Genomic DNA, 26849 nt, shown 5'->3' with positions numbered 1-26849 from the left:
CCTTTTGAAAGGTGGTATTTTTAAAATGATGAAACAGCAGCTACATATTTTTATTGCCTTTTTCCGTTCTGGAATTCTAGGATTTGGAGGAGGTCCTTCCGCTATTCCACTCGTGCATAAGGAGGTTGTGGATACGTTTAAATGGATGGATTCCGATGAGTTTGGAGATATCCTAGCTTTAGCCAACGCCCTTCCAGGTCCAATTAACACAAAAATGGCCGGTTATATCGGGTATCGTTTAGGTGGAATTTTTGGGATGGTGAACGCAATTCTCGCCTCGATCGTTCCGTCGATTATTATGATTATTGTTCTTTTGACGGCTCTAAATGCTTACAAGGATCAACCATGGGTGCATGGTATGTCAATGGCTGTTGTTCCGGTCGTGATGGTGATGCTCGGATCATTGACATGGGACTTTGTGAAAAAATCGACCGGCTCTAAGCTTGGCTTGAAGTGGTCCATTGTTTTTATTATTGTGAGCTTAATTGTATTGGAATTTCTACATATTCATCCTGCTATTATTATTGTGATTTTATTAATTGCGGCACTATGGAAAAAAGATTCTATGACTAAGGAAAAGAAGAAGGAGGCAGAAGGAGCATGATTTATTGGCAGATCTTTTTAGCCTTCTTTATTCCTGGAATACTTGGGTATGGGGGAGGACCTTCCTCCATTCCATTGATTGAAAATGAAGTAGTTGACCGTTATGAATGGTTCACTGTAAATGAATTTAGTGAAATGCTTGCACTGGGGAATGCGTTACCAGGCCCCATTGCGACGAAAATGGCTGGTTATATTGGCTTCCAGCAAGGTGGCATTCTCGGTTCAGTTGTGGCGATTTTTGCGACAGTTGGCCCATCACTGATTCTTATGATTACGCTTCTTGGGCTATTAATGAAATTTAAGGAATCGCCAAAGGTAAAATGGATGACGATTTACATTCGTCCTGTCATCGCTGTTTTGCTCGGAATCATGACGTATGATTTCTTCTTTTCTGCCTACGAAGGAGTAGGGATTTGGCAAACGCTATTTATTGGTGGACTGAGCTTTGTTTTAATGGAAAAAATGAAGGTTCACCCCGCTTATGTCATTGCTGGGGCACTCGCATATGGCGCCCTTGTGTTAGGCTAGTGGGAAAGGTGTTTAATTTGTCAGTTTGTTGGCAGGTTGAGCACTTTTTTTGTATGAAGTTTTGGGTAAGTGCTGTAGGCTTGGGCTGTTCAACCTCCCCTGACAGCATTGATTGCGGGTCTTTTCGGCATCATTGCGGGTGTTTTGCGGATAATTGCGTACGATTTCAAGGTCATTGCGGGTCTTTTCGTAATAATTGCGCACGATTCCAGGCTGATTGCGCATTTCTAAGGTTCAGCCGGCTCACGGTCTTCTCAGAACACTAACGTATAATTAATATCTAAAGCGTACGAATCATGTATCGGTTAATATCCAAATGAATCCGAATCCCGAGTTTGAATCAATAAATAAGGCTTTACAGACAAGAGCCTTTGTGAAATCTTGTCTGTAAAGCCTTACCGATTTTATGAAATTCATCCGGACGTATTAAGTTAAGTTTTAGTCAATGTCTCCATGGAGACGCTAACCTTTTCATAAGCTTTCGAAAGGTTTTCTAGTAAATCTTTCTTGGTTGTTTCGCTGCATATAAAAACATTTGCTAACTCATCTTTTATCCATTCGTAGGAAGCTTCTAACTGTTTACTAGCAGATAGATGACGATAGGGATCGTTAGACATGTGTTGGACGATTTCTTTTTCAAAATATTCGATTGAACCAAATAAAACGGTCAAGATAAATCACCCTTTCTATGTGAAAATAACGATTTGATGAACTTGGCAAGCTGTTTACTTATGATGACAGGTCATTCAAAGACATCGATTTTCTTCTTTCTCTTTATTCAGTAATACTTCTAGTGACTTTTTTCTATGGTATCTATCTTTACGACATTCTGAACAATTCATAAAGCGATTTCCTTTTTCATAAAAGTCATCAACAGGCTTGTGTTGTTTACATTTAAAACAAACCTGTTTGTTATTAAGAGCTTTCATTTAATGTCAACTTCCTTTTCGTATTATCCTTAATCCAATTTTTCAAACACATGATTTGAAGACATAATTGGATAAGAATCTTTTTGTTACGTGTGTCACAAATGAAACAAGAACATTCATCGTTCTTTTAATATCTATTAATCTATGGACTCTTACTTTTATACAAAAACCAGCAAAAGGATTTGATAATTGGGATGCCAGGCTCTTCGGCTTTATCATGGTACTTCGCTACCTTTTCGACAAATTTACCCAAAGTTCTTGTCAATGGTTTTAATGAACTATCTAAATCATAAAACTCAAGTAGCTGTTTTTCAACAAATATTGTAAATCAACTCCAAAAATAGATAATTATACCTAATGATTATGTGGAAATTTGTCGTTTTATGTCATTTTATAAAAATTGCTATTTTATCTTCATGTGCTAATATGCCTAAATACAGTATCAATTTTCACACTAAAAAACCGCATCCCCAGAACTTGGGAATGCGGTTATCCAATCTTACTTTACAATTTAAACTTACTCAATTCTTCTTGCATTGTTTCTGTCATTCCTTGTAACTTTTCAACCATTACGCTAACTTGTTGGAAGGCGTCGAGCTGGTCTTCGGTGGAAGCGGAAATTTCTTCTGTTCCAGCTGCTGTTTCTTCTGTTATCGCCGAAATATTTTCAACGGCAACGGTTACTTGATTGCTCATTTCGTTCGAGCTTTCGATACTGCGGACAAGCTCATCAAGCTTTTCTTGGATCGATGTTACGTCTGTTGCGATCGTTTCAAAGGCATGCTCGGTTTCAATCTTGGCTTGTTCTTGTTGTTCTGATAATTCGGTGCCAAGATCGGTGGCTTTCGAGATGCTTTGCAGACCATTCGTGATATTGGTCACCATCGTTGTAATTAGTTGAGTTGCTTTTGTTGAATCGTCTGCGAGCTTACGAACTTCATCAGCTACGACGGCAAAGCCTTTTCCAGCTTCTCCAGCACGGGCTGCTTCAATCGCTGCGTTCAACGCAAGGAGATTCGTTTGTTCCGCAATTTCACGTACCGATTGGGCGGCTGCGTTAATTTCACCAGTGAACTTGGTGAAATCTTTAACAGAGCGAGTAATATCTTCTGTTGAATGGGAAAGCTGCTTGGCAATTTCACCTTGCTTTTCAAGAGAGTTTCGTCCTTGCTGCACAGATTGGTAGGCGCTGATACTTGCTTCAGATGCGAGCTTGCTCTCGTCTTGAACGTGTAAGAAGTCTTGACTCATATTGGACATCAGCGTAGCTGTTGATTGGATATCCTCAGAAATCGATTCACTTCCCTTTGCTAGCTCTTCTGTAGAGGATGCAACTTGAGTACTTACTTCTTGAAGCTTTCTCATTTGATCTGAAACATCCTTTGTGAAGGCTGTTACTTCATCGCCGATTTGATCAATCGATTGAACTGTTCCTCTTAAATGGTTAATCATATAGGAAAAGGCAACGTTTAGCTGATCCATTTCAAAGCGGCTATTTGCTTTTTTATCGGTGATTGCGATTTCTTGTGTTAAATCACCAGCGGCAATATTATTCGCCATTTGTACGACATCATTAAGTGGTTTCGTAATTCGTCTTGCCAATATCCATGAAGCTAGAACTGACAATACAATCATGACGACAATACTGATAACAGTAAAGACGACAATAAAATCAATATTTCTCTGAGTTTGCTTGAGCATTTCTTGATACCATGTGCTAGTTTCCCGATCAAGAAGATACATATCGTTTAATATTCCAGAAATACGGATCGATTCTCGTTTAATCGCTGCTGTATCCCCTTTTTCAAAAGCGTCAGTTGTTTTTGCGAATAGATCTTCATATTTAAAGGAGGCTTTATTTAAAATCTCTTGATGTTCATTTTCTTGTAAAATAGAGCTCAAATCCTGAAAGTAAGTTTCGATTTTATTTAATGTACCTAATGCCTCTACTTTGTTCGCCTCAGATGAGTTGAACGTGTAATTAGAGAGTGACTGCTTAGCCACCACTAGTTGTCCATTTAATTGCTCTACTTCTAGTAAAATTTCAACATCCTGTTCACCTGAACTTTGGATATTAATTAATTGCACAATAATAATAGAAATCACAATTGCCGCTAAAACCAAAGGAATGATAGCGATCGTTAGTAAACGTTCTCGTAGTCTCATTTTCTATCTCCTCTACTCCGCATTAACGGTTAATTGACCTGAAGTTATTTTTCCAGTAGCGTCTTCGATCATTTTTTCTTGTTCTGGTGTTAATGATTTCACACGAATTTCAGCTAGGCCAACGCCATCTTCAGCCAAACCAAGCTCGAAGGATGTAGCATCAATTTTCCCATTTTCGTAGAGCATTTTTGCAATATCATAAACGGCTTGGTCGACCTTTTTGATCATGGATGTTACGACGGCCTTTTCCGCTACGAAAAATTGGTCTGTATCCACACCGGCAGCTAAAATATTTTGTTCCTGTGCTGTTTGGAGCGCACCAAATCCGGTGAACCCAGCCGCGTGGTAGATGAAATCTGCCCCTTGTTGAATTTGCTTCGTCGCTAATTGTTTCCCTAAATCTGCATCGTCAAAAGTACCAGCAAAATCAATGAATACTTCTGCATCTGGTTTGACATAATGAACTCCTTGCTCAAAACCAGCTCTAAAATGATGAATGAGGGGAACATCAACCCCACCGATAAATCCTACTTTGTTCGATTCGCTCATCATCGCTGAAATCATGCCGACGAGGAAACTTCCCTCTTGTTCCTTGAACGTGATCGTAATGACATTTTCCAATTCAGATGTTTCATCAATTAATAGGAAGAGTTGATCAGGATGATCCGTTGCAACTTTTTCGACGGCTTCTTTAACCGAGAAACCAAGACCGATAACGATGTCGTTATCATCCTCGACAAGTTCCGTTAAGGCGCCTTCTAAATCTCCATCTGTTGCTTCACGATAATCAAAAAGGATTCCAAATTCATCCCGAGCATTTTCTAACCCACGGAAAGCAGAATCATTAAAAGATTCATCTCCTAGTCCAGCATCAGATAGGAGAATTCCAATTTTATGTTCAGTGTCTTTTTCCACGGTGGCTGATTGGGAACAGCCAGTAATGAAAAAGGCGAGTAATAGAAAAATAGTAAGTTTTTTCAAGTTGAAGTACCTCCAAGTTTGTATTCACCATTGTTATATCGGAATAACTTATTCATTTTAAAGGAAAAATGTCGAAAAATGTTATAATAGGAATAATTATTACAAATGAATGGACTGAGGAGAAGTATGAATATAAAGATAAGCCGTAACGAGCCTTGCCCATGTGGAAGTGGAAAAAAATATAAGAAATGCTGTGGCATGCAGAAAACTGTTTCGATTACTTCAATAATTGAAAAAGAAGTGATTGATCTACAGGTGCAACTGATCCAATATGCGATTCGAGAGTACGAGTTTGAAATTGAGCAAGATTTCGAGTACAAGGCGGAGGAGTTGTTGATTGAGGATGAGGAGGAAATGGAGTATTACCTATTCATCCATACCGTTTGGTTTGCCTTATTTGAGCATGTTGATAATGGTGGTACGATTCTACAACGATTTATCGAGGAGAAAAGTAGAATGATTCAGCGTCCAAAGGTGAAGGAAATCCTTCAATCTTGGACCAATCCACGTCCACTTGCTGGCCGCCTGCTTTCCATTGATGAGAGCAATATGACCGTGCTCGATACGTTGACGGAAGAGGCGCTTTCCATCAAGATTTTGGAACCAATTGAATCGGCAGAGAACTCCTTTGTGTTTGGATTTTTAGTTCCTTTTGGAAATGAGTGGACCTTTTTCCCGACTGCTTTTGATTTAGAGGGAGAAACGGATGATAAGGATGAACAGTTTATCAAAGACCGATTTTCTGCTTCCGATTATGATGAACCAATCGATTTTTTAGCAGATGAAATGATTTATATGATGAATGAGTTGCCTTACGCATCTCTTGAATATGGTGCGAGTGATTTCAAGTGGAGCAATGAATCCCATCGGGCAGTCGCCGAGCTTTATGAAAGTGAAATGAAAAACCTCGATGCCTCACCAATGGTGATTGCAGGCGGGAACATCCTTTGGTATAAATATTGCGAAAAAGTAGCGCAGTTAACGAAAAAGCCGGCTACCTATGCCGCTGCTGTTCAATATCTTATTTTGACACTTAATCCTCTCATGAAAATAACAAAAAAAGAGGTAGCGCATCAATACGGCATTTCTCCAGCTACCCTAAGCGTAGCCGTGACGGATATGGAATCTGTTGTAGATGAAGAACTTACGGATATGCGTGCAATGTATGCGGAGGATATTAACGGCGAATTTGAGAATCGGGATATGCCTTTTTAACAAGTATTATGGCAAGAGACTGGCTGCTATCGGCTGGTCTCTTGTCTTAATATTAGCGAAATCATCGAGGGTATTGAGTTTTTGAGGAAAAACAAACCAAGAAGATCCGTCTATTTTACAGATATCGGTCTAATTTTGATTTTATCGGTCCAAATTGAAATATATCGGTCCAAATTGAAATATATCGGTCTAATTTGAATTATATCGGTCAAAAAACCCCATATATCGGTCAAACCCCAAATCACCTCCACACTCACCAAAGTTGTCACTCCAAAGTGGAAATGGTAATATTAATAAGAATATAGTACGAGTTATCCATGATTTTTATTGAAATAGAGCCGATTTTACATATGAATTAAAGGAGCGTATTCAATGCTTGGAATGTTAAATAAAGTATTTGATCCGAATAAGCGAGAGATTAAGAAATTAACGAAGATGAGTGAGGAAATCGAGGCTCTTGCGTCAAAAACTGCTGCTTTAAGTGATGAAGGACTTCGTCAAAAAACAGAAGAATTCAAAGCCCGCTACCAAAAGGGTGAAACATTAGATGACCTTTTAACAGAGGCGTTTGCCGTTGTTCGTGAAGCGGCGAAACGTGTTCTTGGATTACACCCATATCCTGTTCAGCTCATGGGGGGGATTTCCCTTCATGAAGGAAACATCGCTGAGATGAAAACAGGGGAAGGTAAAACATTAACGGCTACGATGCCCGTTTATCTTAACGCCCTTTCTGGAAAAGGTGTACATGTCGTCACGGTCAACGAATACTTGGCTAGTCGTGACGCCACTGAAATGGGTGAGCTTTATCAATTTTTAGGGCTCACAGTAGGTTTGAACACAAATAGCCTCACAAAAGAAGAAAAGCAAGAAGCGTATGCATGTGATATCACATATAGCACGAATAATGAACTTGGCTTCGATTACCTTCGTGATAATATGGTCCTTTATAAGGAGCAAAAAGTTCAGCGTCCATTGAACTTTGCCGTTATCGATGAGGTTGACTCGATTTTAATCGATGAAGCGAGAACACCATTAATTATTTCAGGATCTGCGCAAAAGTCGACTGCATTATATATTCAAGCCAATGCCTTCGTTCGTACGTTGAAAAAGGACGAAGATTATACTTATGATGAGAAAACAAAAGGCGTTCAGCTCACTGAAGATGGGATCTCGAAAGCGGAAAAGGCTTTTGGCATTGAGAACCTTTTTGATATTCGTCATGTTGCCTTAAATCATCATATCGGACAATCGTTAAAGGCCCATGCGAGCATGCATTTAGATGTTGACTATGTTGTTCAAGACGGTGAAATCGTCATCGTTGACCAATTTACAGGTCGTTTAATGAAAGGTCGTCGCTACAGTGATGGACTCCACCAAGCAATTGAAGCAAAAGAAGGCTTGGAAATCCAAAATGAAAGTATGACCCTTGCATCGATCACGTTCCAGAACTTTTTCCGTATGTACGAAAAACTTTCGGGTATGACGGGTACGGCAAAGACAGAGGAAGAGGAATTCCGTAACATTTATAATATGAACGTTGTGGCAATACCAACGAATCAACCGATTGCTCGTGACGACCGTCCAGATTTAATTTATGCGACAATGGAAGGGAAGTTCCGTGCCGTATGTGAGGATATCGCTGAGCGTAATAAAAAGGGACAACCTGTCCTCGTTGGTACGGTTGCGATTGAAACATCTGAGCTTATTTCCAAATATTTAACAAAAAAAGGGATTCATCATAATGTATTAAATGCGAAGAACCATGGCCGTGAAGCGGAAATTATCGCTAACGCTGGTGAAAAGGGTGCCGTGACGATTGCCACAAACATGGCTGGTCGTGGTACCGACATCAAGCTTGGTGAAGGGGTAAAAGAACTTGGTGGTTTAGCTGTTATCGGTACGGAACGCCATGAAAGCCGCCGTATTGATAATCAGCTTCGCGGACGTTCTGGTCGTCAAGGGGACCCTGGTGTCACTCAGTTCTACCTTTCTATGGAAGATGAATTGATGCGCCGCTTCGGTTCTGACAATATGAAAGCGATGATGTCTCGTCTTGGAATGGATGATTCCCAGCCAATTCAAAGTAAAATGGTTTCTAAAGCGGTTGAATCAGCGCAAAAACGTGTGGAAGGGAATAACTTTGATGCACGTAAGCAGCTCTTGTCATATGATGATGTTCTACGTCAGCAACGTGAAATCATTTACAAGCAGCGTAATGAGGTTCTTGAATCTGAGAATTTACGAAGCATCCTTGAAAATATGATTCTAAGCTCATTAACTCGTCATGTAGAGGCCTTTACACCGGGGCATGAGGAGCGAGATAGTTGGAATCTTCAAGGAATCATCGATTACGTCAACGGAAACCTTTTACAAGAAGGTGATTTGACGATTGATGATATTCGTAATAAGGATACTGAGGAAATCATCGACGTTATTTTTGCCAAGGTAAAAGAGCGTTATGATGAAAAAGAAAGTCAGCTTTCTGAGGAGCAAATCCGTGAGTTTGAGAAGGTTGTTCTTCTTCGTGCAGTGGATTCGAAGTGGATCGACCATATCGACCAAATGGATCAGCTCCGTCAAGGAATTCATCTTCGTGCCTACGGTCAAATTGATCCGCTTCGTGAATATAATAAAGAAGGCTTCGCCATGTTTGAAGAAATGGTCTTGGCCATTGAGGATGACGCAGCGAAATATGTCATGAAAGCGGAAATTCGCAATAACCTTGAGCGTGAAGAAGTAGCAAAAGGTCAAGCGGTTAATCCGAAGGAAGACGGAGAAAAAGTAAAGAAGAAGCCAGTCGTTAAAGCACTAGATGTGGGACGTAATGACCCATGTATTTGCGGCAGCGGTAAGAAATATAAGAACTGTTGTGGAAAAATGTCTTAAGATCGAAAACCTCTGGAGAGGAATTGCCGGATTCTGGACATTTCCAAAAATGATTTTGCAAGCAGAGAGGGTCGGTGAACCGGCTCTCTTTTTCTGAAAAATGGGTCATAGGGACAGGTTCCTCGTCCCACTGTTTGGGACGAGGAACCTGTCCCCGCGACCCGAAAAAAAATATGAGGTGACAGAAATGGAATTAGCAGATATTCGTCATGAGTTAGAAAATACAGCTAAGAAATTAGCGGACTTTAGGGGGTCTCTTTGACTTAGAGAACAAAGAGGCGCGCATTGCCGAGCTTGAGGATGAAATGCTTCAGCCGGAATTTTGGAATGATCAGCAAAGTGCACAAGCGGTCATTAGTGAATCAAATGGGTTGAAGGATCAAGTTCATGAATTTCATGATTTAAACGAGACGTTTGAAAATTTAGAGTTAACGTATGAGCTTGTAAAGGAAGAAAGTGATGAGGAGCTATTGGCAGAGTTAGTGTCTGAAATGCAGGAATTAGTGAAGCGCATGAATGCTTACGAGCTCCAACTTCTTTTGAGCGAGCCGTATGATAAAAATAATGCCATTTTGGAACTGCATCCCGGTGCAGGTGGAACAGAGTCTCAAGACTGGGGCTCGATGCTTCTTCGTATGTACACACGTTGGGCGGAGAAAAAAGGCTTTAAAGTGGAAACATTGGATTATTTGCCAGGGGATGAAGCAGGAATTAAAAGTGTCACTCTCGGGATTAAAGGTCATAATGCTTACGGCTACTTGAAAGCGGAAAAAGGAGTTCACCGCTTGGTTCGTATTTCTCCGTTCGATTCTTCTGGTCGTCGCCATACTTCATTCGTTTCATGTGAAGTAATGCCGGAGATGAATGATGAAATTGAAATTGACATTCGCACAGAGGATTTGAAGGTTGATACGTACCGTGCGACTGGTGCTGGTGGTCAGCATATTAACACAACCGATTCAGCGGTTCGTATTACTCACTTGCCAACTGGTGTCGTCGTTCAATGTCAAAATGAACGCTCCCAAATTAAAAACCGTGAAGCAGCGATGAAAATGCTTCAAGCGAAGCTCTATCAGAAAAAGATTGAAGAGCAGGAAGCAGAACTTGCAGAAATTCGCGGTGAGCAAAAGGATATCGGCTGGGGAAGCCAAATTCGTTCTTATGTTTTCCATCCTTATTCCATGGTTAAAGACCACCGCACGAACACCGAAAGCGGAAACGTACAAGGGGTTATGGACGGGGACTTAGATCCGTTCATCAATGCCTACTTGCGTTCGAAATTGAGTTTATAATTATATGTTAGTTGGACCCTCACACGTGGCGTGAGGGTCTTTTTAGTGTGTTGGGCGTTTACGTTTAGCTGCGTAAGACCGATAAATGGTGCGTTTTGACCGATATAATTCGATTTAGACCGATAGATTTTGAATTAGACCGATAAAATCAAATTTAGACCGATATCCGCCAAAATGCGGGATGCTGCATGTGTTTGAATTCTGAAAAATAGGTAACTTTCAGGCGGGAAACAGCATTTTTCATACACATGAAGCGTTGAAAAACCAATTACTTGGATTTTTTAGAGGGTTAGAGCGTTTCGCCGATATATTGCTAAAAACGCCGATATATTCGATTTTTCGCCGATATATTGCTAAAAACGCCGATATATCCGTTTTTTCGCCGATATATCGCCAAAACCGCCGATATAGACAAAATTGGGGGAACCAGAGGACCTTCCCAAGAGTATATCTTCTTCGAAAGCCGCAATTCCCACCGAGTTTTACTCCGTTAAAACGTTACTACACTAACATTTACAGTATTTTTTCCACATGATATACTCACTGACGGCATGATAATCCACATCTGAGATATCCTAAGCAAAAGGAGAATTATTTTATGCGTAAGAGAACGAATACATACCATCCTAGATGGAGTAAAGCACTAGAGTACATATATATTTTAATCGGGTCTGCCGCTGTGGCGCTTGCCTTTAATGTCTTCCTTCTTCCCAATCGAGTTGCTTCAGGTGGGGTAAGTGGGATTAGTACAATAACTGATGCCATTCTAGGTTGGGAGCCGGCTTATGTTCAATGGGCCTTTAATATCCCTTTATTTATTGCAGGCGTTATTTTTTTAGGAAGGCAATACGGTCTGAAAACATTGATTGGAACCATATTTCTTCCGTTTATCGTGTTCGTAACGAAGGATTTGGAGCCGTGGACGACTGATCCTCTTTTAGCTTCTCTATTTGGGGGTATTGGCGTCGGGTTAGGACTCGGAATCGTTTTTCGCGGAAAAGGTTCTACAGGGGGAACGGATTTAGCGGCGCAAATCATTAATAAATTTACTGGACTCTCACTGGGAACATGTGTGGCGCTCATTGACGGACTGATTGTCTTGACTGCTGCAACTGTTTTTGATATTGAAAGAGGTTTGTATGCTTTAATTGGTCTGTATGTAACAAGTAAAACGATCGATTTGGTGCAAATTGGCTGGGGACGCTCGAAAATGGTCATGGTCATTACAAACCAGCAACATGAAGTTCGTGAAGGAATTTTGAATAAAATTGATAGAGGTGTGACAAAACTATCAGCATATGGTGGTTATACCGATCAAGAGAGACCAATCCTCATGTGTGTCGTGGATCAGACTGAGTTCACAAAATTGAAACAATTGGTAAAAAGTATTGATCCAACTGCATTTGTTGTCGTTATGGATGCGGCAGAGGTACTCGGCGAGGGTTTCAAACGAGTATAGAATTGGTATAATTATCACGTATATGTATTATTTACCTGAGGAGGGTTTCAATTGAAGAAGAAGCTTCTTGCACTATTAATGGGTACTTCACTCGTCTTGGCTGCTTGTGGTGGCGGAGATGACGGAGCAACAGAAGATACGGGTGGGGGAGAAACAGCAAGTGCTGATGCAGAGCAAATTTATAATGATAAAGGCTGTGTTGCCTGTCACGGAGGAGATTTAACCGGAGGAGTTGGACCAGACCTTTCCGTAGCTGGTGGACATCTATCTGCTGATGAAATTAAGGATGTCATTGTCAACGGAAGAGGAGCAATGGTAGCACAAAATGTTTCCGACGAAGAAGCAGATGCTCTAGCAGAATGGCTTGCCGCTAAAAAATAATCGTAAAGTAAACGTTCTGCCTCAAAAAGACAGGGCGTTTTTTTATGTTTCAATTTAGAAATATTATAAAAAAAGAATAAGTTCACTAAATTGATACAAATTAAACGGCTATTGTGAAATGGCTTTTTTATAATAAAGGAAGAATCATGTCATTTTCACAGAATTTAGGGGGAGTTTTAATTGAAGAAACAGCATCTTGCCGTTTTAGCAGCACTTATAATTGCCTTAATAGCATTAGTATTTTTCACTTTGCAAAGTGAGAATCAAAAATCTTCAGGATCAGAAACAACATCTGAAACAGCCACAGATGGCGGAACAGAAACGGACACTCAGACAGAAACTGATACAGAAGCAGACACTGATTCCAGCGGTGGAGAATCTGTTGCTACTGTTGACTATGAAAAATCTTATGCGCAAAAATGTTCTACTTGTCATGCTGCCGATTTAACAGGTGGAGTTGGACCAGATATATCGAAAATTGGTTCACAAATGACAAAAGAAGAAATTGAGAAAATCATTCTTGATGGTGTCGGCATCATGCCTCCTGGCCAATTAAAAGGTGAAGAAGCAACTGCAGTCGCAGAATGGTTAGCGGGTATGAAATAAATAGCACTCCAAAAAGCGGTCCTAGCTGGATCGTTTTTTTTGATCCTCATCCAAAATTCGCCAAAATTCTCCTTTTATTTCACCGATTTAGGAATTTAAGACGATAACTACGATCCTGATTTAGGAAGAATTTCCTCTCTTTTTGTAAAATATTAGGTTTTTTTCCACATTGAAAAGAAAATGTAATATTTTTTAAAGGTAAATCGACAAAATATGATGTTATAATGGTTTTGGCTGCAAAAAAGAACAAAAATAATGATATTGTCAATATTGAATATAGAAAATACCTAAAGGGTGATATAAATGATCGAAATGGAAGACGTATATAAGAAGTACCCGAATGGTGTCGTCGCTGCTAATGGGATTAGCGTACGCATCAATCAAGGTGAGTTTGTATATATAGTTGGTCCAAGTGGAGCCGGAAAATCTACTTTTATCAAAATGATGTTCCGTGAAGAAAAACCGAGTAAAGGTACGATTATGATCAACGGAGTCAATCTTGGAAAGTTAAAGGAAAGTAAAATTCCGCATTTCCGTCGCCAATTAGGTGTCGTATTCCAAGACTTTAAATTATTACCAAGATTAACTGTCTACGAAAATGTCGCATTTGCACTTGAAGTTATTGAAGAGCAACCTAAATATATTAAAAAACGTGTGATGGAAACATTGGATCTCGTTAATTTAAAGCATAAAGCGAGAATGTTACCAACTGAACTTTCTGGTGGAGAGCAACAAAGGGTGTCGATTGCTCGTTCGATCGTTAATTCTCCAAAGGTGATGATTGCCGATGAACCTACAGGAAACCTCGATCCGGACACATCATGGGAAATCATGAAAATTTTCGAAGAGATAAATACAAGAGGAACTACGATCTTGATGGCAACTCATAATAAAGAAATTGTTAATACAATCAGACATCGCGTAATTGCTATTGAAAATGGTCAAATTATCCGTGATGAACAGCGAGGTGATTACGGATATGAAAGCTAGAACCATTCGCCGACATATGAAGGAGAGCTTAAGGAACCTTGCACGTAACGGCTGGATGACTTTTGCGTCCATAAGTGCGGTAACAGTGACACTGCTATTAGTCGGTGTATTCTTCGTCATTATGATGAACTTAAATAAAGTGGCAACTGATATAGAAGAAGACGTGAGTATCCGTGTTCATATTGATATTGCTGCAACTAAAGAAGATCAAGATGCATTAAAAGGTCAAATTGAAAAATTACCTGAAGTCGAGTCTGTCGTTTTTTCAGCTAAGGAAGAGGAACTCGATAACTTAATTTCGAGTTTAGGTGAAGAAGGGGAAGCTTTTAAATTATTTGAACAAGATAATCCCCTCTATGATGTCTATGTCGTCAAAACGAAAAAACCTGAGCAGTTAGAAACTGCTGCTAAGAAAATTGAAGAGTTTGATTTTACTTCTAAGGTAAGATATGGACAAGATGATGTTGAAAAGCTTTTCTCTTTTATTAAAACGAGTAGAAATGTCGGTCTTGTTTTAATTATCGGGCTTTTATTTACAGCCATGTTTTTAATTTCAAATACGATTAAAATTACGATTGTTGCGAGAAGAAAAGAGATTGAGATTATGAGACTTGTCGGTGCAACGAACTCGTTTATCCGCTGGCCGTTCTTCTTAGAAGGACTTATGCTCGGTGTTTTAGGTTCAATCATTCCGATTACCATCATTAGCTTAATATATAGCTACTCTTATGATTATATTTCTTCAAAACTGCAAGGTCATTTTATCCATTTGTTAGAGTTTAATCCATTTATGTTCCAAGTAGGTGGCTTGCTAGTTCTGATCGGGGCATTTATTGGAATTTGGGGAAGCGTCATGTCAGTACGAAAGTTTTTAAAAATTTAATGTGCTCGAAGTTAAATTGAAAAAAGAGTAATTCTAGCATTATTTATTCAAAGTCACTCTAAAATCCTAGTACGTTTATTGTTTAGAACTAGAGAAGCACAATTCTGATTCAAATAAAAAAGTCTTGGATCCCTAAGGTCCGTCCTTGGGATCCTTCTTACATAAAAGAGGGAGGAGAAATCTGCATTGAAGAAAAAGCTCTTAACCGTCTCAGTAGTTGCAGCAATTGGTTTGGCTACTTTAGCAACAGGTTATCCTTTAGAAAAAGCATCTGCAAACACAAAAATTGATGAATTAAGTAAACAACAAAAGAGTATTCAAGAAAAGCAGTCTGAGCTTAATTCAAAGTTAAATGAACATAATGAAAAATTAAATGACGTCAAGAATGAACAGGCGACTGTAGATCAAGACATCAAGAGAATCGATACAGCAGTTGGGGATACAGAAGCGAAAATTAAAGAAAAAGAACTACAAATTGATGAAGCTGAAGCGAATATTAAGAAATTGGAAGAAGAAATCAAAGTTCTCGAGGAGCGTATTGCCAATCGCAATGAACTTTTGAAAAATCGAGCTCGCACGATTCAAGAAAATGGACAAGTCACCTATTTTGATGTCCTTCTCGGTGCTAAGAGCTTTAGCGACTTTATCGATCGCCTTGGGGCGGTAGCTGTATTCGTTCAAGCCGATCAAAACATTTTGAAGGAACATAATGCTGATAAAGCCGAACTTGAAAGTAAGCAAAAGGAAGTCAAAGATACACTCTCTGAGCTTCAAAAGATGAAGCAAGAGTTAGAAGCGATGAAGAAATCCTTGAATGCTCAAAAGTCTGAGAAGGAAAAAGTAATGGCTTCTTTGAAACATGAAGAGGAACATATGCATGATGAACTGGTAGAGATGGAAGAAGAAAAGGCCATCCTTGCCTCCCAGAAAAAAGCGATGCAAAAAGCGATAGAGTTAGAGAATCAAAGAATAGCAGAAGAGAAACGAAAAGCAGAAGAAGCGGCAAAAGCAGCTAAGGCTTCTAATGGATCAACTTCAACAACAGCACCAGTGGTATCAAGCGGAGTTTGGACAAAACCGGCAGCTGCTGGCTATTTATCTTCTGGATTTGGAAGTCGTTCACTAGGTGATCATAAAGGTGTGGACATCGCTGCGAGTGGTACGGTGCCGATTTACGCAGCTGCTTCTGGAGTCGTAATTCGTTCCTATTATTCTAGCAGCTATGGAAATGCCGTTTTCATTGCTCATTATATAAATGGACAAACATATACGACGGTATATGCTCATATGAGTAGCCGTGCCGTAAGCGAAGGACAGACTGTCTCAAAAGGGCAGCAAATTGGTCTAATGGGCAACACGGGTCGTTCATATGGTCAGCATTTGCATTTTGAACTTCATAGAGGCGAATGGAATCTATCAAAAAGCAATGCAATCAATCCAGTTGGAATCGTTCCATTATAAATTCGAATTAATCGATACAAGAAGAAGCTGTGTCAAAAGGTCGTTAAAGGCGACTCTTTGATTTCAGCTTTTTCTTTTCTATGAAGTATGTACATATATACGTCATTTTCTTTTTTTTAAGCTTTTGAGCGGATAAATAACAGGAAAATTTTCGCTTAATTAGCAAATACCATAAAAATCAGCTTAAATAGCAGGAGAAATTCCGCCTATTGACTAAAATAATTTGAAAATAGGCGATTTTGCTCTGCATAAGCGGAAAATCTTCCCTTATATCCCCTAAAAAACAGCCCTACCTAGCAGATAACGGAAAAATCTCCGCTTATCCGACCTGCCATTCGGATCGAAAAGAACATAGGGTTAGATTCATAACTCGTCCGACTTCATCATATAGTGAAGAGACAAACTTACTTTTTATAAAAGGCCCTGAGAAATGGCCTTCTATAAGGGCTTACCATTGGACAGACAGGAGGTAGACAATGAAACGTACATGGACTGCTCTGATCATCGCTTGCTCCTTAGGCCTAGGTGCATTAGGTACATATGCTGTGTTTGAGTGGACTGGTGAGGAAGTACAGCAGCCACAGGAGGAGAGCGAGAATCAAGAAGCAGAACTCGAACTAGCAAGCTTAGAAAAAGTCGGAAAAGCCTATGAATTGATTAAGAACAGTTATGTGGAAGAGATTAAAGAGGAAGAATTGGTAGAGGGAGCTATACAGGGAATGCTGAGCAAGCTCGATGATCCATATTCAGTCTATATGGACAAGGAGACGGTCAAGCAATTTAATGAAACGTTGGAGTCTTCCTTTGAAGGAATTGGTGCTGAAGTAAGCATGGTTGATGGAAAGGTCATCATTGTCGCACCATTTAAAGATTCACCGGCAGAGAAAGCTGGTTTAAAGCCTAATGATCGCATTCTCTCTGTAGATGGCGAAAGTGTTGAGGGGCTTGATTTATATGAAGCAACGTTGAAAATTCGTGGCGAAAAAGGTTCGACGGTTGAGCTTGAAATTGAGAGGCAAGGCTTGCGTGATCCACTCGTCGTGGAAGTAAAGCGCGATGAGATTCCGCAAATTACCGTATATGGAGATGTAAAAAAGCAAGGTGGTAAAAATGTTGGTTACCTTGAAATTACCTCTTTTTCAGAGGATACAGCAAATGAATTTAAAGAAGAGCTTACAAAAATGGAGAAGCAGGGGATCGAAGGACTGATCATCGATGTTCGCGGAAATCCAGGTGGACTTTTAACAAGTGTGGAAGAAATCCTTAAGGAGTTTGTGACAAAGGAAAAACCATATGTCCAAATTGAACAACGAACTGGAGAAAAACTCCGTTACTTTTCAAGTTTGGAAAAAGAAAAGTCTTATCCTGTCGTCGTTCTTGTTGATAAAGGAAGTGCCTCTGCTTCCGAAATTTTGGCGGGTGCCCTAAAAGAAGCAAATGGCTATAAACTGATTGGCGAAAACACCTTTGGAAAAGGGACGGTTCAACAACCCGTACCAATGGGGGACGGTAGTAACATAAAGCTGACCATCTTTAAGTGGCTAACTCCAGATGGAAATTGGATTCATAAGCAGGGAATTGAACCAGATATAAAAGTCGATCAACCAGAAATTTATCATACGCATCCACTACAAATTGATGCAGCCTTAATGAAGGATATGAACAATGAACAAGTACAAAATGCCCAGCAAATGCTAAATGGACTTGGTTTTGCACCAGGTCGTGAGGACGGCTACTTTGATGAAAACACGGAAAAAGCAGTCATGGCCTTCCAAAATCACAAAAATCTATCTGCCAGTGGCCGAATTGATAAACAAACTGCCTCAGCCCTAGAAACAGCTATCATCGAAGCAATGAAAAAAGAACAAAATGACTTACAATTACAGACGGCACTACGCTATATTGTAAGATAAAATAAGAGAAACAGCCGAAGTTGAGGGGAACTTCGGCTGTTTTTTTGGTGTGTCGGTAAATTAGATTGGGAATTGCAAGGGATTGCGGCAGTTTTGAGTTGATTGCGTGGAAATCGATGAAGATTGCGTGTGGTTAGCTGTTCGTTGCGTAGGTTATGGTCGTGATTGCGCAAGAATCCCGGCTGATTGCGGTAGTTTTGGTCGTAATTGCGTATGAATCCCGGCAGATTGCGGTAGTTTTGGTCGTGATTGCGCACGAATCCCGGCTGATTGCGGTAGTTTTGGTCGTAATTGCGTATGAATCCCAGGTAATTGCGCAGGTTTCAACAATAATTGCGCATCTCCCCAAACCCCGGTAGCAGAATTCTCCGGCAAACAAGATAGTAGAATGAAAAATACCCTATTTTTGGAAAAACATAAAACCGCTTCTCCAAAAATAGGGTAATTGGGTGTTGCCGCTTAGGCTAGTTACCAATCTTTTCTTTCACATAGTCTTTAAGCCAGATGGCGTCTTCTTTGATTTCTTGAAGGACTTGCTTCCATTTTGGGCTTTCCTCTTTGATGACTTCTTTTAGTGCTTCTGTTTTTTCCTTAATGGTTTCTGTAATTTCCTTACTTTCTTTCTCCTCTTTTTCGCTTACACCAGCGAGTCTGGAATTGACGGATACGACGTCAAATTCGCCAGGTTCCAGATGTGGCAGCGACTGCTCCATAATCGCTCGGAAGATCGGTACGACATTTTCGGAACTACTATTTGATAAGTAATGCTCTCTATCTGTTTGGTCATAACCGAGCCAAACGGCGCCAACAACATTTGGGGTGTAGCCGACAAACCATTGGTCTTTAGAGCCGTTGATATCTTCGTAAGGAAGCTGGGTAGATCCTGTTTTACCAGCGATTTCAACACCGGAAATTTTCGCCGCCGTACCTGTTCCAGATTCGACAACATTCAATAGCATCGAGTTCATTTCGCGAACGACTGCTTTTGATGTGACCCGTGTTGATTTCCCTTTATGCTCGGCAATGATGTTCCCGGTCGGTCCAACAATTTTCGTAATTAAATGACCATCATGACGCTTTCCTTCATTAGCATAGGCAGAATAGGCTTCAGCTAATCGTAATGGAGAAATTCCCTTGTGCATCCCGCCGAGGGCAATTCCTAAATATTTATCTTCCTCGGTTAACGGAATTCCAAATCGTTTCAAGGAATCAAGCCCTTTTGCCAAGCCAATCTCATTTAACAACCAAACGGTCGGTGCGTTCAGTGACTCTTCAAGCGCTTCATACATTGGGACATCCCCTTTGTAGACGCCGTTAGGGTTTGTTGGAGCATATTTGCCATATGTTTTCTTCTCATCCTGCAAAATTGAGGTGACGAGATAACCTTCCTCGATTGCCGGAGTATAAACAGCTAACGGTTTAAGAGTGGAACCAGGCTGTGCTTGTAAGTGGGTAGCCCGGTTAAAGCCTCGGAAGACATAATCTCCGCGGCCGCCGACAAGGCCAAGGACTCCACCAGTGTGTGGGTCGAGCATGACTGCGCCACTTTGCACGATTTCTCCGCCTTTTCCTCTCGGGAAGACGGAATCCTTTGCATAGACTTGCTCCATCGCTGTTTGGATATTTTGGTCCATATTAGTATAGATTTGATAGCCTCTTGTTAAAATTTCTTCTTGAGTTAACCCGTATTTTCCAGTTGCTTCATCTAAAACAGCATCGACATAAAATGGGTAGTCGCGCTTAATGAAGCTTCCGCCACCATCCTCTAAATGGACGTCCGCGGTTTTCGCTACCTCATACTCGTCCTTGGTAATCATGTTATTTTCCAACATACGCGAAAGAACCACATTTCTCCGTTCAATCGCCCGATCTAAATGCTTATAAGGATCCCGAGCGGAAGGGGACTGCAGAAGTCCTGCTAAAAGAGCAGCCTCGCTGATGGTCAAATCCTTTAACTCTTTATTGAAATACTTTTTTGAAGCTTGGCCAATTCCCCAAGCACCACTACCAAAATAACTTTGATTTAAATACATTTGCAGGATTTCGTCTTTTTTATATGTCTTTTCAAGCTCGACTGCTAAAAATAACTCCTCTGCTTTACGACGATACGTTTGTTCAGGTGAAAGGAGAGCGTTTTTGGCGAGCTGCTGTGTAATCGTACTGCCGCCACCGGTGATTCTTCCAGCTAATAAATTCTTGAAGAATACACGTACAATCCCTTTTACATCAAAACCATTATGCTCATAAAAGCGGTGATCTTCAATTGCGACCACTGCGTTTCTGACATGTTCGGGTAGTTCGTCAGCGTCTACACCGGATGTTCGATTGGTCGCGATTTCTGTAGCGACCTCTTCATTTTTATCATAAATGACGGTTGATTGATTCAAACCGGCCTTTAAAGATTCCACATTTGCTTGGCTTGCTAAAACAGCAAAATAAATAATTGTAAATAGAATTAACGATAAACCTAGTAATAATAGGATTTGGGTAAAATGCATCCTTTTCCAAAAACGCTTGACCTTTTCCCAAACCGGAAGTAATCTTTCCATAGAAATCTCCTCGTTCTAATTGTAAAGGTGAATTGAAAATGGTCGCCAATTGCCTAAGTCAGAATCTCCATCTTCATTATATATCATCAACAACGTAGACGCTCACATCTTCCCAACATGAAGACGTTCTTACACATTACGTTTGTTTCATAGTAAGAATCGCTCTGTTATGAATATAGACGCAAAAAGTAAGTAGTTTGATACATAAAAAGGTAGAAAAGACCTATGAATTTTAACATTTGTCATATTTCTTCTCCATAAATTTTATCCTTTTAGGTTGTGATAATCTCCATCTTATTCTTTTTTCCTATACACTACTAGTACTTTAGAACTTTTAATTATTTCGATTTCAAAATATTGGTAGTATAATTCTATTATTTTCCTAAGTTGGTATAAATTTGACGAATATGTGAACGGATGGTAGTTATTATATAGACTTTAGGAGAATTTTAACCTTAATCTTTTTCATTTTTAACGCAAGAACCGAGAGGAAATCAGGAGCCAAGTACTACTCCTGGATCAACAGAAACCCTAGACCCAACTAGTATACAAAATTCAATGAATCCAAGAGTACCAGGTGGAAATACGACAATAAATCCTGGTGGAGGAATATATCCTCAACCACAATCGTAAGTAAATGAGGTGAGATTTTGAATAAGAAAAAGTTTATGCTTATAACCTACACGTATATCTTTATAGTCGTGAGTTTATTTGCCCTCTATCTTTATCGTGCCTCTGGTGGACAATGGCAATTTGAGCTAGATGGACATAGAGGAAATTTGTCTATCTTTCTTGGCTTGATATTTATAGGCATCATTCTTGCCTCAATAGATTTTGCAGGAATTAGAGAAAAAAGTAATACTGTAACGAAAGGTATGATATTTGGTGGCCTAACGGTTGCGGTGTTTTTCCTAGTTTGGAGAGCAATGATGGCCCTTGTTTAACGAAATGAAAAAAGATTAGCACCACCACTTTGTTGGAGCTAATCTTTTTTTTGTGAGAGATGAGCATTTGATGAAGAAAAAGACTTTTCGGAATATGACAATCGTCTATTTAATCATATTTGTAGTTTTATTTACTGTTTACGTTTTTCAAGTAGCTGATGAAAATTGGAAAATCCAGCTCGATGGACAAAGAGGAAATCTAGCCACATTTGGAGGCATGGCGTTTATTTTAACGATCCTTGCCGCCATTAATTTCGCAGGAATTAATGAAAAAGGTAATAGGGTGACAAAAAATATGATTTACGGCGGTTTATCTGTAGCAGCCTTTTTCTTAATATGGAGAGCGATGAGCGCACTTGTGTAATAGTTCTTTTCGCCTAGAGAAAATAGGTCTATAAGTCTTAGAAACTATCCTCTTTATCATACGTAAAACTTATAAAATAGCACAGCTTTGCTAAAGGAGGAAAATATGAACCGAAAATCGCTACGTTTTATCCTGATTTCTTTGTTATCATTTGTTTTCTTTATGACGGCCTGCAGCAACACGGAAAAAAGTGAGACGAAAGAAGAGGAAGAACAGGATCAATATGAACAATTAGTAGAAGAAAAAAACGGAGAGATGGAGCTTGTTCCACTTGAATTAAGTTCATATGCAGAGGAAATCGGCGCAACAATGAGCAAACCAGATTATGAAAAGTTTGCCGTAAATGGCAAGGTGTCGATTGAGGGTACGATCGAGCAGTTTGATCAGTTGAAGTCAGATTATGCATGGATTAAAATTCGTTCCAATGAAGAGGGAGTAGCAGGATTAGAGCATGAGTATTACACGCCGATTGAAGAAGGTTCCTTCAAACAAACGATACACTTTTTTAACGGAGAGGGTGAATATCGGGTAACGGTCCAGCTCCCAAGTAAAGATCAGGAGAATTATTACTATGATACGGCGAGTTTTGAAGTTATCAATGTAAATCCTGAGCAAAAACGTGATCTTACTTACACACCATACGGATTTGACGCAGGATTGGATCTAGACTTAGATGCAAGTTATGTGAAAGAAAATGAGACTTTCTCTCTTCAAGGAAAAGTAGGGGAATCGGTCCACGGCGATACGCTCATGCTCACCTTAAGGAAAGATGCGGAACAATGGAAGCATGTCCTTCCGATTCAAGAAGGGAAATTTGAGTATGAGGTCCCACTTTTTTATGGAAAAGGTTTACATGAGTTAGAGATATTGGTCCCAGATGAAGAACGAGAAAATTATTACCAGGTAGGCACGAAAATATTAATCGATAACGAGTCAGAGCAGGTAATGAAACCAATTGATTATTCCAATGTCTATATGGAACGTGGTGTTACCTTAGAGTATCCGACTTTTGGTGGAGAAGTATCAGATGGTGAGTACCACATTAAAGGTACGATTGATCCAGATGCTGAATTTGCTCAAGACACGACCCATATTTATGTGGCATCGAAAAAGGGAGAAGATGAAGCGTTAGATGTCATTCCAGTGGAAAATTTCACGTTTGACGATTCTTTTTATTTACGTTTCGGACCTGGAACGTATGAAATCACCGTCAGTGTCCCGGAAATTAAAGAGGAAAACAGTGATTATTTCCGTTTCTTCGGTTTTGCTCAGTTTGAGGTCGAATCAACTGCCGAGGATAAAAGAGATCTCCTACCTTCTCGGGGGGTGGAATCAGACGCACCTGAAATTATTGAATTGGCTCAAGAAATGACAGCAGGGATTACGACTGACCGTGAAAAGGCAAAAGCGGTTTATGACTATGTCACAAAGAATGTGAGCTACGATGTTGGGAAACTAAGAAATAAAGAATTTGAGTGGGATGATAGCGCATTGAAAACACTTGATTTAAAAACAGGTGTATGTCAAGATTACTCCTACTTAGCGATTGCTTTATTTCGCGCAGTTGATATGGAAGCAAGATTTATAGAGGGAACATCACTTGGTGGTTTTTGGCCAGCGAACCACGCCTGGGTTGAAGTGATGGTTGATGGTGAGTGGCTAACGATGGATCCGACATGGGGTTCAGGCTATATCGAAAAGGATCAATTTGTCGCTTCCTATACAGATGAGTATTTTGACCCCGATATGACAGAGTTTGAGAAAACCCATATCCGTAAAGGTGTGAAATATTAATAGATTTGCAAAAAAAGGGTAGGGGATGAGACGTTCCCTACCCTGAATATTGACGTCTCAAACTGGCGTCTTTGTATCACAAATCCGCAATAACCTCGAAAACTCCCGCAATTAAGGCCGATTCACCCGCAATAAACGAAAAACCACCCGCAATCATTGGCAAATCCCCCGCAATAAACTCAGAAACCCCCGCAATCCCACGGGAAAATCCAATTCAAGGGAAAAGCACCCCCGCCACCACTTCACTACAAAATGAAAACCCACAACAGCAAAATGTGATTAAAAGTCAAAAAAGACCTTCCACAAGATAGAAAATCGGCATGTCGTTGAATATTTCAGGTGCCTAACCTAGCAAACATTTGGTAAAATAGAAATTGAAACCATTTTACATAGAGTGATGAATGCATCATTTTAATAGATTTCGAATTAAAGGGAGGTGGCAGTATGGGAATCGATTGGCTCATAGAATTTTTAAAGGGGACACTTAAACTTTTTCTTCATCCTATTTTTTACTATAGCTTCTTTTTAGCAGCAGTATTAGGTGTGTCACGCGTGAAAAGAGAACGGAAAAATTTCAGCGTACGAGCTGAGAATGCCTATTTTGAGCTAAGACAGCTCCTGCCATTAGGAATTGTTGTTGGAATTGGAATTTCAGTTGTCACGATCGGAGCAGGATTGACGATTCCGTTTGCTACTATTCTATTTGTGGCAATTTTGACGTTGCTTTTAAGCCTTACAACGAGTCCACGTTTATTATCGCCAGTCTTTACCGTTGGTTTTGCCTTCTTCTTAACGATTTTTGCTGGTGGAGAAAATTGGCAAGTTCCATTGTTTCAAAATGCATTTGCCCAATTAGAGGGAAAAATATTCCCTTCAATCGCAGCATTATTAGCATTACTCGTGATTGCTGAAGGCATCCTTATCCTCGTGAATGGAAAGAAAGGGACATCGCCAAAACTTACGACGAGTAAAAGAGGTCAGCGTGTCGGGATTCATGAAGTTAAACGCTTGTGGATCATTCCTGCCTTTTTACTTGTACCAGGTTCAGCCTTACAAGCCCCATTTGAATGGTGGCCTGTATTTTCCATTGGAGCAGAGAGCTATTCGTTACTGCTCGTTCCGTTTACGATTGGATTTCATCAACGAATTCAAGGGATGTTGCCAAAAGAAGCAGTACAAGCTGTCGGAAAAAAAGTCATCGCCTTAGGTGTCCTAATAGTGCCTATCATAGTCGGAAGCTACTGGATTCCAATTCTATCAATTGTTGCGGTTTCACTAGCGATACTAGGGAGAGAAATCATTGCTTTAAGACAACGAATGGCCGATGAGAATCTACCATTTTATTTTTCCAAGCGAAACAATGGTTTAATGATTTTGGGCATTCTTCCCGAATCACCTGCTAACAAAATGGCCCTTCAGGTAGGGGAGCTCGTCATGAAAGTGAATGGAACGGCGATTCATGACGAAACTGGTTTTTATACGGCTTTGCAACGAAACAGAGCCCATTGTAAACTAGAGGTACTCGATGTAAACGGGCAAATCCGCTTTGTCCAACGAGCACTATATGAGGGCGACCATCACGAACTAGGGATCCTCTTTGTCCAAGAAGAGAAAAAATGGGGGACAGAGGTTGGGTGATGTAAATTTTCATAGACTTTTCCAGAATGATATTTTGAGTGCAGAAAAGTAGAGGAGCGACATAGTCGTCTCTCTCTTTTTTTTTGCGTGAATATGAAAGTTGAAAAAGTAATTTGTTTACAAAATCTATTTGTGTGATACAGTAATAATAAACTTATTAAATTGTTTTAATAAGTTTATTATTTCGACACTTATTAAAGATGTTTAATAAGTGTCTTTCAAAGGCGGTGTTCTGTATAAAAACAAATCCTAAACCGATGAAAACGGAGATTCTTAAAAGGATACGGAAATCACTATTAGAGCTTGAAAGCATCACAAAAGTTGAACTTAGCGAAAAATTAGGGATTAGTTTTCCTACTATTAGCAAGTTTTTATCACAGATGGAAGAGGATGGAGAGCTTATTTCAGTCGGTTTTGATCGTTCAAGTGGTGGAAGAAGGGCGAAAAGATACGCTTATAATCCGGAGTTTAAATTAGGGTTAGCGATATTTTTAGAGAGATCAGAGACCTATTATCATGTTTTTAATGGTTTTGGAGAGATAAAAGAGGCAGGGAAAGCACAAAGTGTATTAACAGACGATAAATTAGAAATATTTACGAGGATGGTAGAAGAGTTAATCGGGAAGTATCCGAAAATTTCCTCTTTAGCTATTGGTGTACCTGGGTCTGTAGATCATGGACGTATTATTTATATACCAGGATATGAGTATCTACAAGGCTTTCATTTAAAGGAATATTTAGAGGAGCGATTCTCGATACCTGTTGTGATCGAAAATGATATGAATGCCGCAGTGCTCGGCTACCAAGAGCGTAAAACCATTGAAAAAAATCATTCTATAATCTATTTGTATTTTGGTCAAAATGGCCCTGGTGCAGGAATATTGGTAAATGGGACTGTCGTACGAGGGAAATCCAATTTTTCAGGTGAGGTTTCTTTTGTTCCGCAATATGATGACTGTAATTTTGGACAATCCTTGGAAAATGCAAAGTGGACTGAAAAAATGATGGATAGAAAAATCGATGCCATTGCAAGATTAGTAGCTTCATTTGTCGCAATCATGAACCCTTATGCCATCATATTTTGCGATGATGAAGTGGATCACTTGGTAAAAGAGCAAATTTTAAAGAGAAGCTCAGCGTATATTCCCGCAGAACATCTCCCTACGATCATCATGAGTAATTTAAAGGAAGATTATTTATTCGGCTTACAATATCTAGGTTTTGAGCTTATGATCAATGAATTAAGTAGGTAAAGTAAAAACAGAAG

General features: G+C 39.8%; 21 protein-coding genes. 17 read left to right on the top strand and 4 right to left on the bottom strand.

The genetic code is table 11. The features are described from left to right. The first annotated feature begins 25 nt into the window (after window positions 1–25). A complete protein-coding gene (locus BMSHG_RS07380; protein ID WP_019153798.1) occupies window positions 26–604 on the top strand; it encodes a chromate transporter in 579 nt (192 codons plus the stop codon). Next, on the top strand, window positions 601–1131 hold the full coding sequence (locus BMSHG_RS07375) for a chromate transporter (RefSeq protein WP_019153797.1): 531 nt from the start codon (window positions 601–603) through the stop codon (window positions 1129–1131). The genes BMSHG_RS07380 and BMSHG_RS07375 overlap by 4 nt, the downstream gene beginning before the upstream one ends. Window positions 1132–1562: 431 nt before the next feature. Here BMSHG_RS07375 and BMSHG_RS07370 read toward each other — a convergent pair whose 3' ends face one another. From BMSHG_RS07370 to BMSHG_RS07355, 3 genes are all read right to left on the bottom strand, one after another. Next, a complete protein-coding gene (locus tag BMSHG_RS07370; protein WP_019153796.1) occupies window positions 1563–1802 on the bottom strand; it encodes a hypothetical protein in 240 nt (79 codons plus the stop codon). A gap of 762 nt (window positions 1803–2564) precedes the next feature. Next, on the bottom strand, window positions 2565–4226 hold the full coding sequence (locus tag BMSHG_RS07360) for a methyl-accepting chemotaxis protein (RefSeq protein ID WP_019153794.1): 1662 nt from the start codon (window positions 4224–4226) through the stop codon (window positions 2565–2567). A gap of 12 nt (window positions 4227–4238) precedes the next feature. Beyond that, complete coding sequence (locus BMSHG_RS07355) at window positions 4239–5207, bottom strand: BMP family lipoprotein (RefSeq protein WP_019153793.1); 969 nt, start codon at window positions 5205–5207, stop codon at window positions 4239–4241. A 126-nt stretch (window positions 5208–5333) separates the two neighbouring features. Between BMSHG_RS07355 and BMSHG_RS07350 the strand changes: the two genes are divergently transcribed. The 10 genes from BMSHG_RS07350 to BMSHG_RS07300 all read left to right on the top strand — a co-directional run bounded on the left by BMSHG_RS07350 (window position 5334) and on the right by BMSHG_RS07300 (window position 18293). After that, a complete protein-coding gene (locus BMSHG_RS07350) occupies window positions 5334–6422 on the top strand; it encodes a YecA family protein (protein ID WP_019153792.1) in 1089 nt (362 codons plus the stop codon). Window positions 6423–6794: 372 nt separating this feature from the next. Beyond that, on the top strand, window positions 6795–9308 hold the full coding sequence (gene secA, locus BMSHG_RS07340; protein ID WP_019153790.1) for a preprotein translocase subunit SecA: 2514 nt from the start codon (window positions 6795–6797) through the stop codon (window positions 9306–9308). Window positions 9309–9495: 187 nt separating this feature from the next. Beyond that, window positions 9496–10600 (top strand): peptide chain release factor 2 gene (prfB, locus tag BMSHG_RS07335; protein ID WP_148346884.1). Its coding sequence is split into 2 segments (ribosomal slippage): window positions 9496–9567 and window positions 9569–10600, totalling 1104 coding nucleotides; the frame shifts between segments, so codons are not numbered across the junction. 598 nt (window positions 10601–11198) lie between these two features. Beyond that, window positions 11199–12059, top strand: coding sequence for a YitT family protein (locus tag BMSHG_RS07330; protein ID WP_019153788.1), 861 nt, complete (start codon window positions 11199–11201; stop codon window positions 12057–12059). A gap of 51 nt (window positions 12060–12110) precedes the next feature. Beyond that, on the top strand, window positions 12111–12440 hold the full coding sequence (cccB, locus tag BMSHG_RS07325; RefSeq protein ID WP_019153787.1) for a cytochrome c551: 330 nt from the start codon (window positions 12111–12113) through the stop codon (window positions 12438–12440). 180 nt (window positions 12441–12620) lie between these two features. After that, window positions 12621–13046, top strand: coding sequence for a c-type cytochrome (locus BMSHG_RS07320; protein WP_019153786.1), 426 nt, complete (start codon window positions 12621–12623; stop codon window positions 13044–13046). A gap of 303 nt (window positions 13047–13349) precedes the next feature. Next, on the top strand, window positions 13350–14036 hold the full coding sequence (ftsE, locus tag BMSHG_RS07315; protein WP_019153785.1) for a cell division ATP-binding protein FtsE: 687 nt from the start codon (window positions 13350–13352) through the stop codon (window positions 14034–14036). Beyond that, window positions 14026–14919 carry a permease-like cell division protein FtsX gene (ftsX, locus tag BMSHG_RS07310; protein WP_019153784.1) on the top strand — a complete coding sequence of 298 codons (894 nt, stop codon included), beginning with the start codon at window positions 14026–14028 and terminating at the stop codon, window positions 14917–14919. The genes ftsE and ftsX overlap by 11 nt, the downstream gene beginning before the upstream one ends. Window positions 14920–15105: 186 nt before the next feature. Further along, entirely contained in the window at window positions 15106–16380 is a 1275-nt protein-coding gene (locus BMSHG_RS07305) for a murein hydrolase activator EnvC family protein (protein ID WP_019153783.1), read from the top strand. 476 nt (window positions 16381–16856) lie between these two features. Further along, window positions 16857–18293 (top strand): S41 family peptidase, encoded by a 1437-nt coding sequence (locus BMSHG_RS07300; RefSeq protein ID WP_019153782.1) that lies wholly within the window; start codon window positions 16857–16859, stop codon window positions 18291–18293. Window positions 18294–18757: 464 nt separating this feature from the next. Here BMSHG_RS07300 and BMSHG_RS07290 read toward each other — a convergent pair whose 3' ends face one another. Further along, a complete protein-coding gene (locus BMSHG_RS07290) occupies window positions 18758–20842 on the bottom strand; it encodes a transglycosylase domain-containing protein (RefSeq protein ID WP_019153780.1) in 2085 nt (694 codons plus the stop codon). Window positions 20843–21492: 650 nt separating this feature from the next. Here BMSHG_RS07290 and BMSHG_RS07285 point away from each other — a divergent pair. The 5 genes from BMSHG_RS07285 (at window position 21493) to BMSHG_RS07260 (ending at window position 26835) form a co-directional block, all read left to right on the top strand. Continuing rightward, entirely contained in the window at window positions 21493–21786 is a 294-nt protein-coding gene (locus BMSHG_RS07285) for a hypothetical protein (protein ID WP_019153779.1), read from the top strand. 70 nt (window positions 21787–21856) lie between these two features. Then, entirely contained in the window at window positions 21857–22150 is a 294-nt protein-coding gene (locus BMSHG_RS07280) for a hypothetical protein (protein WP_019153778.1), read from the top strand. A gap of 105 nt (window positions 22151–22255) precedes the next feature. Then, window positions 22256–23944, top strand: coding sequence for a transglutaminase domain-containing protein (locus tag BMSHG_RS07275; protein ID WP_019153777.1), 1689 nt, complete (start codon window positions 22256–22258; stop codon window positions 23942–23944). Between the two features lie 444 nt (window positions 23945–24388). After that, entirely contained in the window at window positions 24389–25582 is a 1194-nt protein-coding gene (locus BMSHG_RS07265; RefSeq protein ID WP_019153776.1) for a PDZ domain-containing protein, read from the top strand. Between the two features lie 257 nt (window positions 25583–25839). After that, a complete protein-coding gene (locus BMSHG_RS07260) occupies window positions 25840–26835 on the top strand; it encodes an ROK family transcriptional regulator (protein WP_019153775.1) in 996 nt (331 codons plus the stop codon). Window positions 26836–26849: the final 14 nt, after the last annotated feature.

This window comes from Robertmurraya massiliosenegalensis JC6 (assembly GCF_000311725.1).
GTDB lineage: Bacteria > Bacillota > Bacilli > Bacillales > Cytobacillaceae > Robertmurraya > Robertmurraya massiliosenegalensis.
This window is presented reverse-complemented; position numbering and strand designations above follow the sequence as displayed.

What these genes read in the sequence shown, in the direction of transcription:
- BMSHG_RS07380 (WP_019153798.1), top strand. Translation starts at nt 26, where the DNA reads ATGATGAAACAGCAGCTACATATTTTTATTGCCTTTTTCCGTTCTGGA.
- BMSHG_RS07375 (WP_019153797.1), top strand. Translation starts at nt 601, where the DNA reads ATGATTTATTGGCAGATCTTTTTAGCCTTCTTTATTCCTGGAATACTT.
- BMSHG_RS07360 (WP_019153794.1), bottom strand. Translation starts at nt 4,226, where the DNA reads ATGAGACTACGAGAACGTTTACTAACGATCGCTATCATTCCTTTGGTT.
- BMSHG_RS07350 (WP_019153792.1), top strand. Translation starts at nt 5,334, where the DNA reads ATGAATATAAAGATAAGCCGTAACGAGCCTTGCCCATGTGGAAGTGGA.
- secA (WP_019153790.1), top strand. Translation starts at nt 6,795, where the DNA reads ATGCTTGGAATGTTAAATAAAGTATTTGATCCGAATAAGCGAGAGATT.
- BMSHG_RS07330 (WP_019153788.1), top strand. Translation starts at nt 11,199, where the DNA reads ATGCGTAAGAGAACGAATACATACCATCCTAGATGGAGTAAAGCACTA.
- ftsE (WP_019153785.1), top strand. Translation starts at nt 13,350, where the DNA reads ATGATCGAAATGGAAGACGTATATAAGAAGTACCCGAATGGTGTCGTC.
- ftsX (WP_019153784.1), top strand. Translation starts at nt 14,026, where the DNA reads ATGAAAGCTAGAACCATTCGCCGACATATGAAGGAGAGCTTAAGGAAC.
- BMSHG_RS07300 (WP_019153782.1), top strand. Translation starts at nt 16,857, where the DNA reads ATGAAACGTACATGGACTGCTCTGATCATCGCTTGCTCCTTAGGCCTA.
- BMSHG_RS07290 (WP_019153780.1), bottom strand. Translation starts at nt 20,842, where the DNA reads ATGGAAAGATTACTTCCGGTTTGGGAAAAGGTCAAGCGTTTTTGGAAA.
- BMSHG_RS07280 (WP_019153778.1), top strand. Translation starts at nt 21,857, where the DNA reads ATGAAGAAAAAGACTTTTCGGAATATGACAATCGTCTATTTAATCATA.
- BMSHG_RS07275 (WP_019153777.1), top strand. Translation starts at nt 22,256, where the DNA reads ATGAACCGAAAATCGCTACGTTTTATCCTGATTTCTTTGTTATCATTT.
- BMSHG_RS07265 (WP_019153776.1), top strand. Translation starts at nt 24,389, where the DNA reads ATGGGAATCGATTGGCTCATAGAATTTTTAAAGGGGACACTTAAACTT.
- BMSHG_RS07260 (WP_019153775.1), top strand. Translation starts at nt 25,840, where the DNA reads ATGAAAACGGAGATTCTTAAAAGGATACGGAAATCACTATTAGAGCTT.